At 58.4% G+C, this 18,083-nt stretch carries 13 protein-coding genes and 4 tRNA genes; 12 read left to right on the forward strand and 5 right to left on the reverse strand.

What is annotated here, in order from left to right; translation table 11 throughout:
- Positions 1-213 precede the first annotated feature (213 nt).
- From Q8X48_RS15970 to Q8X48_RS16025, 12 genes are all read left to right on the forward strand, one after another.
- Positions 214-290 (forward strand) — tRNA-Arg (locus tag Q8X48_RS15970).
- A 32-nt stretch (positions 291-322) separates the two neighbouring features.
- Positions 323-398: transfer RNA gene (locus Q8X48_RS15975), tRNA-His, on the forward strand.
- Between the two features lie 56 nt (positions 399-454).
- A tRNA-Leu gene (locus Q8X48_RS15980) sits at positions 455-539 on the forward strand.
- Positions 540-616: 77 nt separating this feature from the next.
- Positions 617-692: transfer RNA gene (locus Q8X48_RS15985), tRNA-His, on the forward strand.
- A gap of 385 nt (positions 693-1,077) precedes the next feature.
- The gene (tig, locus tag Q8X48_RS15990) at positions 1,078-2,388 is read left to right on the forward strand and encodes a trigger factor (RefSeq protein WP_102702178.1); all 1,311 of its coding nucleotides are present in this window, start codon (positions 1,078-1,080) and stop codon (positions 2,386-2,388) included.
- Between the two features lie 93 nt (positions 2,389-2,481).
- A complete protein-coding gene (clpP, locus tag Q8X48_RS15995) occupies positions 2,482-3,117 on the forward strand; it encodes an ATP-dependent Clp endopeptidase proteolytic subunit ClpP (protein ID WP_015094302.1) in 636 nt (211 codons plus the stop codon).
- Positions 3,118-3,228: 111 nt separating this feature from the next.
- Complete coding sequence (gene clpX, locus Q8X48_RS16000; protein ID WP_007982210.1) at positions 3,229-4,512, forward strand: ATP-dependent Clp protease ATP-binding subunit ClpX; 1,284 nt, start codon at positions 3,229-3,231, stop codon at positions 4,510-4,512.
- Between the two features lie 247 nt (positions 4,513-4,759).
- The gene (lon, locus tag Q8X48_RS16005) at positions 4,760-7,156 is read left to right on the forward strand and encodes an endopeptidase La (RefSeq protein WP_007970757.1); all 2,397 of its coding nucleotides are present in this window, start codon (positions 4,760-4,762) and stop codon (positions 7,154-7,156) included.
- A gap of 149 nt (positions 7,157-7,305) precedes the next feature.
- On the forward strand, positions 7,306-7,578 hold the full coding sequence (locus Q8X48_RS16010; protein WP_002552737.1) for an HU family DNA-binding protein: 273 nt from the start codon (positions 7,306-7,308) through the stop codon (positions 7,576-7,578).
- Between the two features lie 233 nt (positions 7,579-7,811).
- Positions 7,812-9,683, forward strand: coding sequence for a SurA N-terminal domain-containing protein (locus Q8X48_RS16015; protein ID WP_407801120.1), 1,872 nt, complete (start codon positions 7,812-7,814; stop codon positions 9,681-9,683).
- Between the two features lie 203 nt (positions 9,684-9,886).
- Entirely contained in the window at positions 9,887-10,738 is an 852-nt protein-coding gene (locus Q8X48_RS16020) for a DUF2242 domain-containing protein (protein ID WP_407801121.1), read from the forward strand.
- 194 nt (positions 10,739-10,932) lie between these two features.
- On the forward strand, positions 10,933-11,079 hold the full coding sequence (locus Q8X48_RS16025) for a hypothetical protein (protein ID WP_407801122.1): 147 nt from the start codon (positions 10,933-10,935) through the stop codon (positions 11,077-11,079).
- Positions 11,080-11,082: 3 nt separating this feature from the next.
- Here Q8X48_RS16025 and Q8X48_RS16030 read toward each other — a convergent pair whose 3' ends face one another.
- The 5 genes from Q8X48_RS16030 to Q8X48_RS16050 all read right to left on the reverse strand — a co-directional run bounded on the left by Q8X48_RS16030 (position 11,083) and on the right by Q8X48_RS16050 (position 17,906).
- Positions 11,083-12,123 carry an AraC family transcriptional regulator gene (locus Q8X48_RS16030; RefSeq protein WP_015094307.1) on the reverse strand — a complete coding sequence of 347 codons (1,041 nt, stop codon included), beginning with the start codon at positions 12,121-12,123 and terminating at the stop codon, positions 11,083-11,085.
- A gap of 3 nt (positions 12,124-12,126) precedes the next feature.
- A complete protein-coding gene (locus tag Q8X48_RS16035; protein WP_095967381.1) occupies positions 12,127-13,257 on the reverse strand; it encodes a carbon-nitrogen hydrolase family protein in 1,131 nt (376 codons plus the stop codon).
- A gap of 235 nt (positions 13,258-13,492) precedes the next feature.
- Complete coding sequence (locus Q8X48_RS16040) at positions 13,493-14,821, reverse strand: TolC family outer membrane protein (protein WP_407801123.1); 1,329 nt, start codon at positions 14,819-14,821, stop codon at positions 13,493-13,495.
- A 1-nt stretch (position 14,822) separates the two neighbouring features.
- On the reverse strand, positions 14,823-16,163 hold the full coding sequence (locus Q8X48_RS16045) for an HlyD family type I secretion periplasmic adaptor subunit (protein ID WP_407801124.1): 1,341 nt from the start codon (positions 16,161-16,163) through the stop codon (positions 14,823-14,825).
- Between the two features lie 6 nt (positions 16,164-16,169).
- On the reverse strand, positions 16,170-17,906 hold the full coding sequence (locus tag Q8X48_RS16050) for a type I secretion system permease/ATPase (protein WP_015094311.1): 1,737 nt from the start codon (positions 17,904-17,906) through the stop codon (positions 16,170-16,172).
- Positions 17,907-18,083: the final 177 nt, after the last annotated feature.

Here is an 18,083-nt window from a genome sequence, read left to right on the forward strand (position 1 = left end):
GAGGGCAAAGGCGCTTGGTCTGCAAATTCCCCTAACTCCTTTAATTAAATGAATTTTTTTTAAAAAGGATTTGACGACCTTCGGGTGGCTCTATACTATTCGTCGCACTTGTCGGGCACAGCCTAGCACTGGTTAAGAAGGTTGAGCGGGATTACGGTTCTGCGAGACTGGAAAGCACTTAGTTTGTAGTCCTCCAAGGGTACAGCTAACAAGGCGCCCGTAGCTCAGCTGGATAGAGCATCCGCCTTCTAAGCGGATGGTCGCAGGTTCGAGTCCTGCCGGGTGCGCCATTAGGCAGCTTTGGCACAAGTAGCGCGATATGGTGGGCGTAGCTCAGTTGGTAGAGCACGGGATTGTGACTCCCGTTGTCGTGGGTTCGATCCCCATCGTCCACCCCATATTTCGAAAGGCGCCAGATTAACAGTCTGGCGCCTTTGCTTTAACGGCTTCATCCGCGGATGTGGTGGAATTGGTAGACACACTGGATTTAGGTTCCAGCGCCGCGAGGCGTAAGAGTTCGAGTCTCTTCATCCGCACCAAATAAAGCTTCGATCAGGCTGTTGGCCTGGCTGGAGCTTGATAAAGAAGTTGTTTGGCTTCTTTAACAGGCAATATGGTGGGCGTAGCTCAGTTGGTAGAGCACGGGATTGTGACTCCCGTTGTCGTGGGTTCGATCCCCATCGTCCACCCCATATTTCGAAAGGCGCCAGATTGAAAAGTCTGGCGCCTTTTTTGTTTCGGCGGCCGCAAGTTCCGGGTCGCAGGGGCGGGGCGTTTCGTCGTATTTATGTTTCTCGATGATGCTGTCCTGTCCGCCGGTCCTGCTTGCGGGGCCGGCTGTCAGGGAGATGATTGGCGGCCTCTTCTATATAGGAAGGGTCGGCGCAGAGCCCTGGCGTGATTGGTTGTATTTGCCATCGGGGCGAGGTGCACTCGTGCATTCGCACCTATAAATTGCCTGCTGCTTTTTTACCCGTTTTCAGTAGGGTGACTTCTTGAGTTTGACCCACTAGAATGCATGCCCTTGATTCTGGGGTCGGAAACGGCCGGCTAACGTCTGTGCAACGAGGAATATCCATGCAAGTTTCTGTTGAAAATACTACTGCTCTTGAGCGCCGCATGAGCGTCACCGTGCCGGCTGAGCGCATCGAGAGCCAGGTCAACAAGCGTCTGCAGCAGACCGCCCAAAAGGCCAAGATTGCTGGCTTCCGTCCAGGCAAAGTGCCAATGAGCGAAATCAAGCGCCGTTTCGGTGCTGACGCTCGCCAGGAAGCTGTAGGCGACGTGATCCAGTCTTCCTTCTATGAAGCTGTGGTTGAGCAGAAGCTGAACCCGGCTGGTCAGCCTTCGATCGAACCAAAATCCCTGGAAGCGGGCAAGGACCTGGAATACGTAGCCGTATTCGAAGTGTTCCCTGAGTTCACCGTTGCCGGTTTTGACGGTATCGCCGTCGAGCGTCTGAGCGCTGACGTGACTGACGCCGATCTGGACAAGATGCTGGAAATCCTGCGCAAGCAGAACACCCGTTTCGAAGTGGCCGATCGCGCTGCCCAGAACGAAGACCAGCTGAACATCGATTTCGTCGGCAAGGTCGACGGTGAAGTGTTCGCCGGCGGTTCCGCCAAGGGTACCCAGTTGGTTCTGGGTTCCGGCCGCATGATCCCTGGTTTCGAAGATGGCCTGGTTGGCGCCAAGGCCGGTGAAGAGCGTGTTCTGAACCTGACTTTCCCAGAGGACTATCAGAACCTGGACCTGGCTGGCAAAACCGCCGAGTTCACCGTGACTGTCAACACCGTTTCCGAGCCAAAGCTGCCAGAACTGACTGAAGAGTTCTTCGCTCAATTCGGCATCAAGGAAACCGGTCTGGAAGGCTTCCGTGCCGAAGTTCGCAAGAATATGGAGCGCGAGCTGCGTCAGGCGATCAAATCCAAGGTCAAGAATCAGGTAATGGACGGTCTGCTGGCCACCAACCCGATCGAAGTGCCAAAGGCTCTGCTGTCCAACGAAGTTGACCGTCTGCGCGTGCAGGCTGTCCAGCAGTTCGGCGGCAACATCAAGCCTGACCAGCTGCCGGCCGAGCTGTTCGAAGAGCAAGCCAAGCGCCGCGTAGTGCTGGGCCTGATCGTGGCTGAAGTGGTCAAGCAGTTCGACCTCAAGCCAGACGAAACCCGCGTTCGCGAGATGATTCAGGAAATGGCTTCGGCCTATCAGGAGCCTGAGCAAGTTGTGTCCTGGTACTACAAAAACGACCAGCAACTGAACGAAGTTCGTTCGGTTGTGCTGGAAGAGCAAGTTGTGGATACTGTTCTGCAGAAAGCTAGCGTGACCGACAAATCGGTCTCTTACGAAGAAGCGGTCAAGCCGGTAGAAGCACCACAAGCCGACTGATCACTTTTGCGGTAAGAAGCAAACACCATAAGCCAGCCTTCGTGCTGGCTTATGCGTATTCAAGACATAACTATTTGGGAGTGACTGCAGAGCATGTTCCGTAATTCGTATATTCAGCAGAACTCTGATATCCAGGCCGCAGGCGGCCTGGTCCCGATGGTTGTCGAGCAGTCCGCTCGTGGCGAGCGCGCCTACGACATCTACTCGCGCCTGCTCAAGGAGCGAGTGATCTTTCTGGTTGGCCCGGTAGAGGACTACATGGCCAACCTGATCTGTGCGCAATTGCTGTTCCTTGAAGCGGAAAACCCGGACAAGGACATCCATCTCTATATCAACTCCCCGGGCGGTTCGGTGACGGCGGGCATGTCGATCTACGACACCATGCAGTTCATCAAGCCCAATGTGTCGACCACCTGTATCGGTCAGGCGTGCAGCATGGGCGCATTCCTGCTGACGGCTGGTGCCCAGGGCAAGCGTTACTGCCTGCCGAACTCGCGTGTGATGATTCACCAGCCACTGGGCGGTTTCCAGGGTCAGGCGTCGGATATCGAAATCCACGCCAAGGAAATCCTCTTCATTCGTGAGCGTCTCAACACGCTGATGGCCAAGCACAGCGGGCGCACGCTTGAAGAAATCGAGCGTGATACCAACCGCGATAATTTCATGAGTGCGGACGCTGCGCGTGAGTACGGGTTGATCGACGAAGTGATCAGTCAGCGCCCTGCTTAAAATAAGCAGCTCAAAATAAGGTTGGTCGGCGGGTCCGACACCTGCGGGCTTGAAAAAGCCCGCAATAGCCTTCATCTTGTGTTGCAAGCCTATCGGATTTGGATCGAACGAATGACTGACACCCGCAACGGCGAGGACAACGGCAAGCTGCTCTATTGCTCCTTCTGTGGCAAAAGCCAGCATGAAGTACGCAAATTGATTGCCGGCCCCTCGGTCTTTATCTGCGACGAGTGCGTCGACCTGTGCAATGACATCATCCGCGAGGAGGTGCAGGAAGCACAGGCCGAAAGCAGCGCGCATAAATTGCCTTCGCCTAAAGAAATCAGCGGCATCCTTGATCAGTATGTGATTGGTCAGGAGCGTGCGAAAAAGGTTCTGGCCGTAGCGGTGTACAACCACTACAAGCGCCTGAATCAGCGTGACAAAAAGAATGACGACGTCGAACTCGGCAAGAGCAACATCCTGCTGATCGGCCCGACAGGCTCGGGTAAGACCCTGCTTGCCGAAACCCTGGCTCGCTTGCTGAACGTTCCGTTCACCATCGCCGACGCAACCACCCTCACCGAGGCGGGTTACGTGGGTGAAGATGTCGAGAACATCATTCAGAAGCTGCTGCAGAAATGCGATTACGATGTGGAAAAAGCCCAGATGGGTATTGTCTACATCGATGAAATCGACAAGATTTCGCGCAAATCCGACAACCCGTCGATCACCCGGGACGTTTCCGGTGAAGGCGTGCAGCAGGCCCTGCTCAAGTTGATCGAAGGCACGGTCGCTTCCGTTCCGCCTCAAGGTGGTCGCAAGCATCCGCAGCAGGAATTCCTTCAGGTCGACACCCGTAACATCCTGTTCATCTGCGGCGGTGCGTTCTCCGGTCTGGAAAAGGTTATTCAAAACCGTTCCACCAAGGGCGGTATCGGTTTCAACGCGGAAGTGCGCAGCAAGGAAGAAGGCAAGAAAGTCGGTGAGTCCCTGCGTGAAGTCGAGCCTGACGATCTGGTCAAGTTCGGTCTGATCCCGGAATTCGTCGGTCGTCTGCCGGTACTCGCGACGCTGGACGAGCTAGACGAGGCTGCGTTGATGCAGATCCTCACCGAGCCGAAAAATGCTCTGACCAAGCAGTATGCCAAGCTGTTCGAGATGGAAGGCGTTGATCTGGAATTCCGTTCCGACGCTCTGAAATCGGTCGCCAAGCGTGCCCTGGAGCGTAAAACCGGTGCCCGTGGCCTGCGTTCGATTCTCGAAGGTGTATTGCTCGACACTATGTATGAAATCCCCTCGCAATCCGAGGTGAGCAAAGTAGTGATCGATGAAAGCGTGATAGAAGGCAAGTCCAAGCCACTGTATATCTATGAAAACAGTGAGCCGACCGCCAAGGCCGCGCCAGACGCTTAAGCGTCACGCAGCTCGAACAAAGAAGGGGCCTTCGGGCCCCTTTGCTATTTGGGGCTGGCTCGCCGAAACGGCGGCCTGGCTTTTGTAGGAGCTGCCGCAGGGTTATGCGAAGTATCCAGCCCCCTGCAGGCTTCGATCTTAAAAGTCGTTCCTTTATCCGCTTGTTTTTTTCCAAACTAGCCCCCATCTTGGTTTCAAGCTTACTTCCATCTGTTTACGGCCTTACGGCCGCCGTAGAGGCGAAATCATGAAGACCACCATTGAATTGCCTCTCCTGCCATTGCGTGATGTCGTGGTTTATCCGCACATGGTTATCCCGCTGTTCGTGGGGCGCGAGAAATCCATCGAAGCCCTCGAGGCTGCGATGACGGGTGACAAGCAGATTCTTCTGCTGGCCCAGAGAAACCCTGCTGACGACGATCCCGGTGAAGAGGCTCTGTACCGCGTTGGTACGATTGCCACCGTTCTGCAGCTGCTGAAGCTGCCTGACGGCACGGTCAAGGTCCTGGTCGAAGGTGAGCAGCGGGGCGCCGTTGAGCGCTTCAGCGAAGTGGACGGCCACTGCCGTGCTGAAGTCTCCCTGATCGACGAAGTTGATGCACCAGAGCGCGAGTCGGAAGTGTTCGTTCGCAGCCTGCTGTCCCAGTTCGAGCAATACGTGCAGTTGGGCAAGAAAGTCCCGGCTGAGGTCCTCTCGTCGCTCAACAGCATCGATGAGCCAGGCCGCCTGGTGGACACCATGGCTGCGCACATGGCCCTGAAGATCGAGCAGAAGCAGGAAATCCTCGAAATCATCGATCTGTCAGCCCGGGTCGAGCACGTCCTGGCGTTGCTCGATGCCGAGATCGATCTGCTGCAAGTCGAAAAACGCATTCGCGGCCGCGTCAAGAAGCAAATGGAGCGCAGTCAGCGCGAGTACTACCTGAACGAGCAGATGAAGGCCATTCAGAAAGAGCTCGGTGACAGCGACGAAGGTCATAACGAAGTCGAAGACCTTAAAAAGCGTATCGACGCCGCCGGCCTGCCGAAAGACGCGCTGGCCAAGGCGACGGCCGAACTGAACAAGCTCAAGCAGATGTCACCGATGTCCGCGGAAGCAACCGTGGTGCGTTCGTACATCGACTGGCTGGTTCAGGTGCCGTGGAAGGCCCAGAGCAAGGTGCGCCTGGATCTGGCGCGTGCCGAAGACATTCTGGATGCCGACCACTATGGTCTCGAAGAAGTCAAAGAGCGCATCCTCGAATACCTCGCCGTGCAAAAACGCGTGAAGAAGATTCGTGGTCCGGTGCTGTGCCTGGTCGGTCCTCCGGGGGTGGGTAAAACATCCCTGGCGGAGTCGATTGCTCATGCCACCAACCGCAAGTTCGTACGCATGGCTCTCGGTGGCGTGCGTGACGAGGCGGAAATTCGTGGTCATCGCCGTACTTACATCGGTTCGATGCCAGGAAGATTGATTCAAAAGATGACAAAAGTGGGCGTGCGCAACCCGCTGTTCCTGCTCGATGAAATCGACAAAATGGGCAGCGATATGCGCGGCGATCCGGCATCGGCGTTGCTGGAAGTGCTCGATCCCGAGCAGAACCACAACTTCAACGATCACTATCTGGAAGTCGATTACGACCTGTCCGATGTGATGTTCCTGTGCACCTCGAACTCGATGAACATCCCGCCGGCGCTGCTGGACCGAATGGAAGTGATCCGTCTGCCTGGCTACACCGAAGACGAGAAGATCAACATCGCCGTGAAGTACCTTTCGCCGAAGCAGATCACTGCCAACGGATTGAAAAAAGGCGAGCTGGAATTCGACGCCGAAGCGATTCGCGACATCATCCGCTACTACACCCGTGAAGCCGGTGTGCGTGGCCTTGAGCGGCAGATTGCCAAGGTGTGCCGCAAGGCCGTCAAGGAACATGCGCTGGAAAAACGCTTCTCGGTGAAGGTTACTGCAGACATGCTGGAGCACTTCCTGGGCGTGCGTAAATTCCGTTATGGCCTGGCCGAGCAGCAGGATCAGATCGGCCAGGTGACCGGGCTGGCGTGGACTCAGGTGGGTGGCGAACTGCTGACCATCGAAGCCGCCGTGGTACCGGGCAAGGGCCAGTTGATCAAGACCGGTTCCCTGGGTGATGTGATGGTCGAGTCGATCACGGCCGCATTGACCGTTGTTCGCAGTCGAGCGAAGAGCCTGGGCATTCCCCTGGACTTCCATGAGAAGCGCGACACGCATATCCATATGCCTGAAGGGGCAACCCCGAAAGACGGTCCTAGCGCTGGCGTGGGCATGTGTACGGCCCTGGTTTCGGCATTGACCGGCATTCCGGTACGCGCGGATGTCGCCATGACCGGCGAAATCACTTTGCGTGGCCAGGTGCTGGCCATTGGCGGCTTGAAAGAAAAACTGCTGGCTGCCCATCGTGGCGGGATCAAGACCGTGATCATTCCTGAAGAGAATGTGCGCGATCTCAAAGAGATTCCGGACAATATCAAGCAGGATCTACAGATTAAACCGGTTAAATGGATTGACGAGGTCCTGCAAATTGCGTTGCAATACGCGCCGGAGCCCTTGCCGGACGTGGCTCCGGAGATAGTCGCGAAGGATGAGAAACGCGACGCGGATTCTAAGGAAAGAATTAGCACGCATTAGTACGTATTTGCCTGGGGGGCTTCCTTGACAGTTTTTTAGAGCCCTTGTTATAAAGCGGCTCTTAAGTGTCTGTAGGCCATTCAGCACTCGTTTTTGCTTTCACCAAAAAAACTTAGAATCATACTCAAATAGATATAAGGGGACTTAGAGTGAACAAGTCGGAACTGATTGATGCTATCGCTGCATCCGCTGATATCCCGAAAGCTGCTGCTGGCCGTGCGCTGGACGCTGTAATCGAATCCGTCACTGGCGCTCTCAAGGCTGGCGACTCTGTTGTTCTGGTAGGTTTCGGTACTTTCTCCGTAACCGATCGTCCAGCTCGCATTGGTCGTAACCCACAGACCGGTAAGACGCTGGAAATCGCAGCAGCCAAAAAACCAGGTTTCAAAGCCGGTAAAGCACTGAAAGAAGCTGTCAACTAAGTTCGATTCAGGTTTTTACCCATCCGGGTCGGGGTCATGCCTGACTTGGCAGCGGAGCGGCAGTCCTGACTGCAGGTCGCCGGTTCAAGACACCAAGGGTCGCCAGTTCGAGCCTTTGATCCGCTCCGCCAGTTACGAGAAGGCGCATCCTCGGATGCGCCTTTCTTCTATCCGGATTCTACCCACGCTCCACGGTTGCCTAATTTTGAAGTTCAACCGTTTCTGGGGGACGCATGCTGCAGAATATCAGGGACAATTCACAAGGCTGGATTGCCAAGACTATTATCGGTGTCATCGTTGCGCTGATGGCCTTGACCGGTTTCGACGCCATTTTCCAGGCCACGACGAGCAAGAATGAAGCGGCGAAGGTCAATGGTGAAGAAATCAGCCAGAACGAGCTGAGTCAGGCGGTGGATATGCAACGCCGCCAGCTCATGCAACAGCTGGGCAAGGATTTCGATGCTTCCTTGCTGGATGAAAAAATGTTGCGCGAATCGGCCCTCAAGGGCCTGATCGATCGCAAGCTGCTGTTGCAAGGCGCAGAACAATCGAAGTTTGCCTTTTCCGAAGCGGCACTTGATCAGGTCATCCTGCAAACACCGGAATTTCAGGTTGATGGCAAGTTCAGCTCCGAGCGTTTCGACCAGGTGATTCGCCAGCTCGGCTATAGCCGCATGCAATTCCGCCAGATGCTGGCTCAGGAAATGCTGATTGGCCAGCTGCGTGCCGGTCTGGCCGGTAGCGGCTTCGTGACCGATGCGCAGGTGCTGGCATTTGCCCGTCTGGAAAAACAGACCCGCGATTTCGCTTCGCTGAACATCAAGGCTGACCCGTCGGCTGTGAAGCTGACCGACGAAGAGGTCAAGGCCTATTACGACGAGCACGCCAAGGAATTCATGACGCCGGATCAGGTGGTCATCGATTACCTCGAGTTGAAGAAGGCTTCCTTCTTCGACCAGGTCAGCGTCAGCGACGAAGACCTGCAAGCGGCCTATCAGAAAGAAATCGCGAACCTGTCCGAGCAACGCCGGGCTGCGCACATTCTGATTGAAGTGAACGAAAAGACCACCGAGGCGCAAGCCAAGGCGAAGATCGAAGAGATCCAGGCCCGTCTGGCCAAGGGTGAGCAGTTCGAGGTGCTGGCCAAGGAGTTCTCCCAGGATCCGGGTTCGGCGAACAACGGCGGTGACCTGGGTTATGCCGGTCCTGGCGTCTACGACCCGGCGTTCGAAAAAGCCTTGTATTCGTTGGCCAAGGACCAGGTTTCGACGCCGGTTCGCACCGACTTCGGTTTCCACCTGATCAAGCTGTTGGGTGTGGAAGCGCCTGAAGTGCCAACTTTCGCCAGCCTGAAAGACAAGCTGACCCGTGCGCTGAAAACCCAGCAGGTCGAGCAGCGTTTCGTTGAGGCGAGCAAGCAGCTGGAAGACGCCTCGTTCGAAGCGTCCGATCTGGCTCAGCCGGCGCAGGACCTGAAACTGACCGTGCAGACGACCAAGCCGTTCGGCCGCGAAGGCGGAGAGGGTGTTGCAGCCAACCGTGCCGTGATCACTGCCGCGTTCAGCCCGGAAGTCCTGGATGAGGGTGCAAACAGCACCGCCATCGAGCTCGATCCGGAAACCGTGATCGTGTTGCGTGCCAAGGAGCACCTGAAGCCTTCGCAGCTGCCGCTGGAAAGTGTTTCTGCTGCGATCCGGGTACAGCTGGCCAAGGAGCACGCCAGCGCCGATGCCAAGACCAAGGCTGAAGCCTTGATTGTCAGCCTGCGCGATGGCAAGACCCCGCTGGATCAGGCAGTCGACGGCCAGGCCTGGAAAGTCACCGAAGCGGCGACTCGCGCTCAGGAAGGGGTCGACCCTACTGTGCTGCAAGCGCTGTTCCGCATGGCGAAGCCTGTGGCCAAGGACAAGCCGACCTTCACGAGCGTGACGCTGGCGGATGGCAGCCTGATGATCGTGCGCCTCAATGGCGTGAACGAAGCAGCGGCACCGACCGAAGAAGAGAAAGCGCAGTACCGTCGCTACCTCGCTTCGCGCATCGGCCAGCAAGACTTTGCGGCGTATCGCAAGCAGCTGGAAAGCCAGGCAGACATCAAGAAATACTGATGCCTTTGCAGGTTTAGCGCTACACAGAAGACCCCGGCCGAAACGCCGGGGTCTTTTTGTTGTGCCGTACGTCATTTGCCGCGGTGACTTTTGTGCAAAACCGGGGTCAATCAGCCTGTAACCGTTTTAAGACACAATCGATACTCCGCTAAGCATCGATCTGTTGCACAATATGCCCCGAACCGTTTTCCTCAGGATGTTCAATGTTTAAATCATTTCCCATGCGGATTGTCGGCGTGGTTGCCGTGCTGGCCGTTGCAGCCGGTTGTTCATCGAACAAGGCTGCCATCTACGAGCATGAGAACTTCGACGATTCCGGCACCTTTTCCCGAAACTATCCGGTCACCGATATCCAGACCTGTGAAGCCGCCCGCCGCGCCTTGCTCAGCCAGGGTTACATCATCACCAGCAACGATCCGAAGCTGGTCAGCGGTCACAAGAGCTTCCAGCAGACCGGCGAGAACCACATGGAGATCAGCTTCAATGTGGTGTGTGCCGATGACGGTAGTGAAGGGCACCACGCGACCGTGTTCGCCAACGCCCTGCAGGATCGTTATGCGCTGAAGAAAACCAACAACTCCGCCAGTCTTGGTGTGGGTGTGCTGGGCTCGGTGTCGATGCCGATCGGTTCCTCTGACGACTCGATGGTCAAGGTCGCCAGCGAAACCGTATCGTCTGCCAAGTTCTACGAGCGTTTCTTTGCACTGGTCGAACTGTTCCTGCCGCCAGAAGCGAAGAAGGCTGCGCATATCCCCGAAAAGCCGAAAACAGACCTGGGGATGCCTGAAGCCAAGGCAGTACCGGCTCCCCTGGCGCCTGCAGCGACCACTGCGCCGATCGCAGAGCCAGCCCCGGTAATCCCAGCACCGGCTCCAGTGGAACCCGCTCCAGCGGCCTCTGAGCCGGTCATGCCGCCGCCTGAAGCGGCACCGATTACCCCGGTTCAGAACATGGAACCGGCACCGTCGGTTGAAACCATCACGCCACCGACAAACCCGACAGACATGCCGCCACCGAGCGAGGCGATTCCGGCGATGCCTGTCACCGGCCAGTGATTGTTCGCGTTACGGGATCGGCCAACGAGTAACGATCCCGTAGCGAGCGGATGGATTGATCCGCGTCAAACAAGGCCGCTGTCCTGTGGCCTCCCGCGAAAAAACCCATGATAAATTCCTGACCAGCTGCTACGTTTTATTCAGTAGCGACGGAGTGTCGTGTCCGCGTCATTTTTCCTTCACGCGGGCACTTTATGCTCAAGGGGCTGGTCATTTATTCAGGCTTTTTTCAATACGGTTTGGGGGATTCAAAAATGGACGATTATCAAGAAGAACTGCTCGAGTACCAGGCTTTCGAACTGGACCCAATTGAGCCGGCGGAAGACGCTACCGAGCTGTAGGCATCAGGCGGACTGGCGATGGCTGCGGCGAAACTCGCCGGGTGTCTGCCCGTTCCAGCGTTTGAATGCGCGTTGAAACGCTTCGGCTGAAGCAAAGCCCAGCAGGTAGGCGATTTCCCCGAACGCCAGTTCGGTGTCGCGTATGTAGGTCATGGCCAGATCGCGACGGGTTTCATTGAGGATTGCGCGAAATTGCGTGCCTTCCTCGGCAAGTTTGCGGCGCAGGGTCCAGGTGGGCAGCTTCAGGCGTGCCGCCACTTCTTCCAGGTCGGGCTCCCGGCCACCATTGAGCAAGGGGCCCAGCAGCGCGATGATGCGCTCACGCAGGCTGCGGGTGCGTGTCAGTTGTTCCAGCTCTTGCTCGCATAGTTGCAGCAAATGCCGCCAGGTGCTCGGGCAATGCTCGGGGTTGCGCTGGGCGAGGCTTGCCAGGCTCAAGCGCAGTTGATTGCGTTCGCTGCCAAACTGGATCGGACAGTCACCCAGGACGTCATAGGCCGCGCGGTAACCGGGTTCGTCGAATTCGATCTCGATACGTTCGGCGCGCAGCGGGATGGGGCTGACACTGGATAATTGCTGCAACCAGCCAGCAATGATCGAATCCACCACGAAGCGGTTGTAGGCGTTATAGGGGCTGATCGAATAGAAACGCAGCCAGGCGCCCTGGGCGTCTTCGTGGAAGCTTGATTGGCCGCGATAATTGGAACCATACAAGGCTTCGAAGCGGATCAGGCAGCGTGCGGCTTCACGTACTGTGGGTGCCTGGGCAGCGGTGACCCCTGCGAGGCCGATCTGGCTCAGGCGACTGAGTTGACCCATGCGCAAGCCAAGGGCCGGGTTGTCGGTCAGTTGAATGGCGCCGTGGCCCAGGCGCATGTAGCGCGGTATTGACAGGCGGGCACCGGCCTCGCTCAGTCGCGCTGCATCGAGGCCGTATTGATCGAGCAGTGGCTGCGGATCGACGCCATGGCTGCGCACGGCATCGGCCAGGCTATGAACAAAGCCCACCGACAGATCGCCGAGGCGCATCGGCTGCGGTTTCATGGCCTACAACCAGAGGTTCAGCAAACGCGCACCCTGGGCGTTGCCGTCGGCAAACTGCTGGCCGTTGCGACTGAGGAAACTGTGCCCGGCGCTGCCCTGATCCCAGAACTGACCCCGCAGGAACACACTCATGCCCGCGACAGCCTGGCTGGCCGGTACCCGGGTCGTGAGGGTCAGGCGCTGCCAGGCCTGGCCTTCGCTGACTTCTCCGGGCTTGAGGTTGACCGACGCCGGCTCCGATGCCCCCCTGTAGCCACGCCACGGCTGCTCCCAGGTGCCGCGGCCGGGAACAAAGGCTGGTACCGCAACCAACTGTACGCTCTGGTCGTTGAGCTTGAGGTAGTTTTCCGGGTACCAGCTGTCGTGGCCGATCAATACGCCCAGCTTTCCTGCGGGGGTATCAACGACGTTGAGCGAGTGGTCGGCGTTCGCCTTGATCCCGTTCTGTTCTGCGAAGAACGGGTGCATCTGGCGCTGGGGCTGGCCGATCGGCAGGCCATCGTTGTTGAACACCACGCTGCTGTTGTACAGCGCGCCGCGACCGATTTTCAAGGTACCGTCGATGATGCTTGGTTCAGGCAGCACGATGGAGCCGGCGACCAGCGTCACGTGGAATTCCCTGGCCAATCCACCGAACAACGCCTGGTAGTCTCTGGCCATCGCCTTGGCTTTCATGCGCAGGTGGGCATCGTCCAGGCGGTTGCCACCCTCGGCGCTGATCAATGCTCTGGCGAACTTGAGGGGATTGCTCACCGCCAGCCAGTTCATGGCCTCCTTGAGGGTGCTGGCCTGATACAACTCATCTTTTTCGCCGCTGACCATCAGCCAGGTACCGACGTGTTCCGGCAACACGACGACGGTCTTGCCGTTCAACAAACCCTGGTCCCGGGCTGCTTGCAAATAGGCCGCGAGCTTGCGGTGCAAACGCTCGGGGCTTTGATAATCGGTAGGAAACAGTTCGGGCTGAATGCCCAGCAGATTGCCACGATCGGCAGGCGTACCCTGGTCGACAGCCAGGTTGATCCGCAGGTCCGAAAGGTAGTGACCCACCGGCCGGTCCGCGGCCCACATCGCGTAGGTCGTGAGGGCGGCGAGCAACGCCATGGAGAATGTCAGGTACAAAAGTTTGCGCATGGGGACACAGTTTACAGCCTGGAGCCGGGCGTGGCTTTTCATTTGGAACCGGATTAAGCATAAAGGGAATCAAGGGCTTGGTGGGCAAATTTCACGCTGACGGTTTTATGCGGTCGGCGGCCTTTCTGCATCGAGATGCAGCAATGAATGACCGGGTTAAACGCCAGGGGAATTGAGGGGGGGGGGGGGGGCACCGGTCAGCCACCATTTTGCTCGACCGGCCGGCAGGAGAACGTTAGTTGGTGACCAGCAGTTCCGGGCCGAGGTAGTCGTTGATCTGGTCGATATCGTCGTCGCCCAGGCTGCCCACCGAAGAAGCCAGGCGCAGACGCGACATCAAATAGCGCAACTTGGCATCGAACAGGTCGTGACGTGCAACGAAGAGCAGTTCTTCGGCATTGAGGACGTCCGAGTTGGTGCTGGTGCCGCCTTCCTTGAAGCCCTTGCGTGTCGATGCCAGTGAGCGTTCGTTGGACGCTACTGCCTTCTCCAGGGCGCGAATGCGTTTGGCGCCGCTGAGTATGCCTTGATACTCACGGGTGGTTCCGGTGATGACTTCCTGACGCGCGGCATCAAGCTCATTCAGGGCCTTGTCGCTATTGGCGCTGGCCTGGCGCGTCAGTGCGCTGACGCCGCCACCGCTGTACAGCGGGATATTGACTTCCAGCCCGACCGAGCCGTAGTGGTTGCGTTGGTTCAGCTCGGAGAGCGATTGGCTCTCACCCGCGGTGTAGCCGGCGATGAAATCCAGTGTTGGCCAGTGGCCGGCGCTGGCGCGCTTCACTTCTTCTGCGGCAAGGTCGCGGCTATAGCGGCGCGCATGGATCAGCGGGCTGTCGGTCTGGGCCTTGACCAGCCAGTCCTGCAGGTTGCTCGGCAGCAGCGGCGGTGTGTCGAAGCTCGGACGCAAGGTGGTCAGCGATTCGGGCGTTTCACCGATATATTCCTCAAGCTTGGCGCGCGCGTTGACCAGATTGTCCTGCGCTTCGATCACTTCGGCTTCGGCGAGGTCGCGGCGGGCGGCCGACTCGTCGATGTCGGTGATGGTGCCGGCCCCCAACTCCATACGCCGTTTCGCCGAGGCGAGTTGCTCGTCGAATGCGTTCAGCTTGGACTTGGCCAGGGTGATGGTTTCGCTGGCCAGGAGCACGTCGAAATAGCTTTCGGCCAGGCGCACCGCGGCGTCCTGGCTCTTGGCATCGAATACCGCGTTGCTGTAGTCGGCACGCTGCTGACCCTGGCGGTACTCAGCCATCTTCTGTTTGTTGAACAACGGCTGGCGCAGGCGCACGTTGGCGCCCTTGGAGTCGTAGTGCAGATCCCTCTCGATGCCGCTCTGGCTTTGGGAGCCATTGACCTTGTTGTTGTAAGCCGAGGCGTTGATCTGCGGCAGCAGGCCGGCCTTGCCGATGGCGCGGTTTTCGCCGCCGGCTTGTTTTTCATGCACGGCGGCCTGGTAGATAGGGCCCTGGTACTGCAACAGATCCCAGGCTTGCTTGAGGTCCATGGCGTCAGCCGGCAGGGCCAACCCCAACAAGCAGAAGAGCAGGCAATGACGTTCCATTTCATTGTTCCTTGAATGAGCTGTCCACGCGTTCGAGCATTGGTTTAAGAAGATAGCTCAACATGTTGCGTTCGCCGGTCTTGATGGTGACGGTGGCGGGCATGCCGGGGCGAATGTGATTGGTGCCGAGCAGGTTCATGCCGTCGGGCGTGACTTCCACTTGGGCCAGATAGAAGGGTTCCTTGCTTTCCTCGTCCATCAGGCGGTCGGCGGAGATGGTCAGCACGCGACCTGGGATGTTTGGCGTCTGGGCATGGTTGAAGGCCGGGAAGGAAATGTCCACGGGCAAGCCGGTGACCATCTTGTCGATGGCCTGCACGGGAATCATCGCGTCGACCTGCAACGGTTCGTTGAGCGGAACGATTTCCATGATCTTGAAGCCGGGCTGAATGACCCCGCCGACGGTGGCAATGCTCAGGCCCTGGACCATGCCATCGATTGGCGAGCGAATTACCGTGTGGGTCACTTCATAGTCGAGCGCGCGCAAGCGGTCGGCCAGGGTGGTGTTTTCCTTGGCGGTTTCAGTCAACTGCGATTCGACTTCCTTGAGGTAATCGTGCTGGCGCTGGAGGATGCGCAGCTTGATTTCGGTGGTCTGGCTACGCACGCGGGCGATGTTGTTGAGGTTCTCGGCCTGGCCGGCGGAGAGGTCGGCGTTGCTGCGTTCCAGCTCGAGCAGGCGATTGCGCGGCACATAGCCTTCAGCCGACAGCACGCGGGTGCCCTGCAGTTCCTGATTGAGGAAGCCGATCTGCGAAGCGCGGGCGCTGTAGACTTGTTGCAGGCCCTTGAGCTGCACTGCCGACGCTGCCAGGTTCTCCTGCAGGATACTGATTTCGCCAGCGAGTCCGGCGCGGCGGGTGTCCAGCAGGCGCTGCTGCAGGTCCATGGCGGCCTCCAGGCGGTAGTCACCCTTGAAGCGCTTGAGCAGCTCGGGATCGTAGGTCACTACATCGCGACCGTCTCGTTCCGCTTCCAGGCGGTTTTCCACGGTCTTGCTGACGATGTACTGAGCGCTGATCGCACCCTCTTCGGCAGCGGCACGCAACGAGTCGAGGCGGACCACTTCCTGTCCTTTTTTCACCAAATCGCCTTCGCGAACGAGAATGGCCTCCACAGTACCGCCGGTGAGGTGTTGTACGGCTTTGCGATTGTTGGTGACTTTGACCGTGCCGGTCGCGACCACGCCGGCATCCAGCGGTGCCAGCCAGGACCACAGGAGGAAGCCGCCGAAGCCGGCGAGCACCAGCCACACGCCCCATCGCGTGGGTCTGCCGACGTCCAGGTCTACCGCGCTGCGGGGATCGGCAGGAATCATCTCGGTGTGTTGGCTCAGTTGCATGATCGGTCACTCCCGTGCTTTGACGGAGGCCAGCGGAGTCGACGCGCCTGCAGGCATCACACTGGCCTTGCGCAGCGCTGCGAATACTTCATCGCGCGTGCCGAGCATCTGCACGCCGCCGTCACGCAGCATCAGTACCTTGTCGACGGCGCAGAGTACGTTGGGACGGTGGGAAATCAGGACGACGGTGGCGCCACGGCCCTTGAGTTCGGCCAGCGCATCGACCAGGGCCTTTTCGCCAACGTCATCGAGGTTGGCGTTCGGCTCATCCAGCACGATCAGATTGGGCTCGCCATACAGTGCGCGGGCCAAGGCAATGCGCTGCTTCTGGCCGCCGGAAAGCGGGCTGCCATCGGTGCCCAGGCGGGTGTCATAACCCTGCGGAAAACGCAGGATCATCTCGTGCACGCCGGTGCTCTTGGCGGCGCGGATGACCGCTTCACTGTCCACTTCGCCAAAACGCGCAATGTTGTCGGCGATGTTGCCTTCGAACAGCTCCACGTCCTGTGGCAGATAGCCGAGCCAAGGGCCGAGTTCGCCCTTGTTCCAGGTGAATATGTCCGCGCCGTCCAGGCGCACCTTGCCGGCCTGCGCCGGCCAGACCCCGACCAGCAGGCGGGCGAGGGTGGATTTGCCCGAGGCGGACGGGCCGATGATGCCAAGGCTTTCACCGGGGACCAGGCTGAAGCCCACGCCGCGTAGAATCGTGTTGTTGGTACCAGGGGCCCCGGCATATACATTCTCCACTGCCAGCATGCCCTGTGGCCGCTGCAGCGACATGCTCGGTGGCCGGCGCGGAAAGTCTTGCAGCATCTCGTTGAGCCTGCCCCAGGCCGAACGGCAGCCGAGCAGTTGCTTCCACGATGCGATGACCTGTTCCACCGGGCCCAGTGCACGGCCGGTGAGGATCGAGCAGGCAATCATCATCCCCGGGGTGATCTTGCCTTCGATCGCCAGCAGCGCGCCGGCACCGAGGATCAGTGACTGCAGCGTGATACGCACGAAGCGTCCGGTGCTGCTGATCAAGGCGGCGCGGTCGGAGGCCAGGGTCTGCATTTCCAGGATGCGCAAATGGCTATTGAACCAGCGCTTGCTGATCGACGGCAGCATGCCCATGGCCTCGATGACCTCGGCATTGCGCAGGTTGTTGTTGGCGTATTGGGCTGAGGACATGGCGGCCTGATTGGCTTCGGCCAGCGGCTTCTGCGTCGACTTTTCTGTGAGATAAGCCAGGCCTATCAGAATCAGGGAACCGATCAGCGTGATCAGTCCGAGTATCGGGTGGATCAGATAGGCGACCAACAGGTAGATCGGCGTCCACGGTGCATCGAAGAAGGCGAACAGGGAGTTGCCGGTGACGAACTGACGAACCTGGGAGAGGTCTTGCAGGGCCTGGGCCGGATTACCTCCGGCGCGGTTCAGGTTGCGTTCGAAGGCAGCGTTGAAAACGCGTCGGTTGAGGTCCATGTCGAGGCAGTTACCGACCCGGATCAGCACCTTGGTGCGGACCATTTCCAGCGTGGACATCAACAGGAAAAGACCCACCACCAGCACAGTCAGCATCGTCAGCGTCGTAACGTTGCGACTGACCAGGGCTCGATCATAGACCTGCAGCATATAAATAGCTGGCGTCAACATCATGACGTTTATGACACCGCTGAACGCTGCCAGCGAATAAAAGCTGCGCCGCAGGCGAAACAGCGCGTCGGCCAGTTCGGAACGGATGCTCGACTGCTTGGGCATGGTGATCCTCCCACTTCGAAAAGGCGGTTGCCCTTGGGGCGCAACAGCTAACAGTAAATGTAGTCCGTTAAACGACTTATGCACACGCAGGCTGGTCGCTCTGTGAATGGCGAGTCTTCCGAAATCTCTGCGTTGCTCCCTTATGCAGGAGCGTAGGTCGCGCTGAAACCCTCCGAA

It is taken from the genome of Pseudomonas sp. QLc11A, assembly GCF_052112305.1.
Taxonomy (GTDB): Bacteria; Pseudomonadota; Gammaproteobacteria; order Pseudomonadales; family Pseudomonadaceae; genus Aquipseudomonas; species Aquipseudomonas laurylsulfatiphila.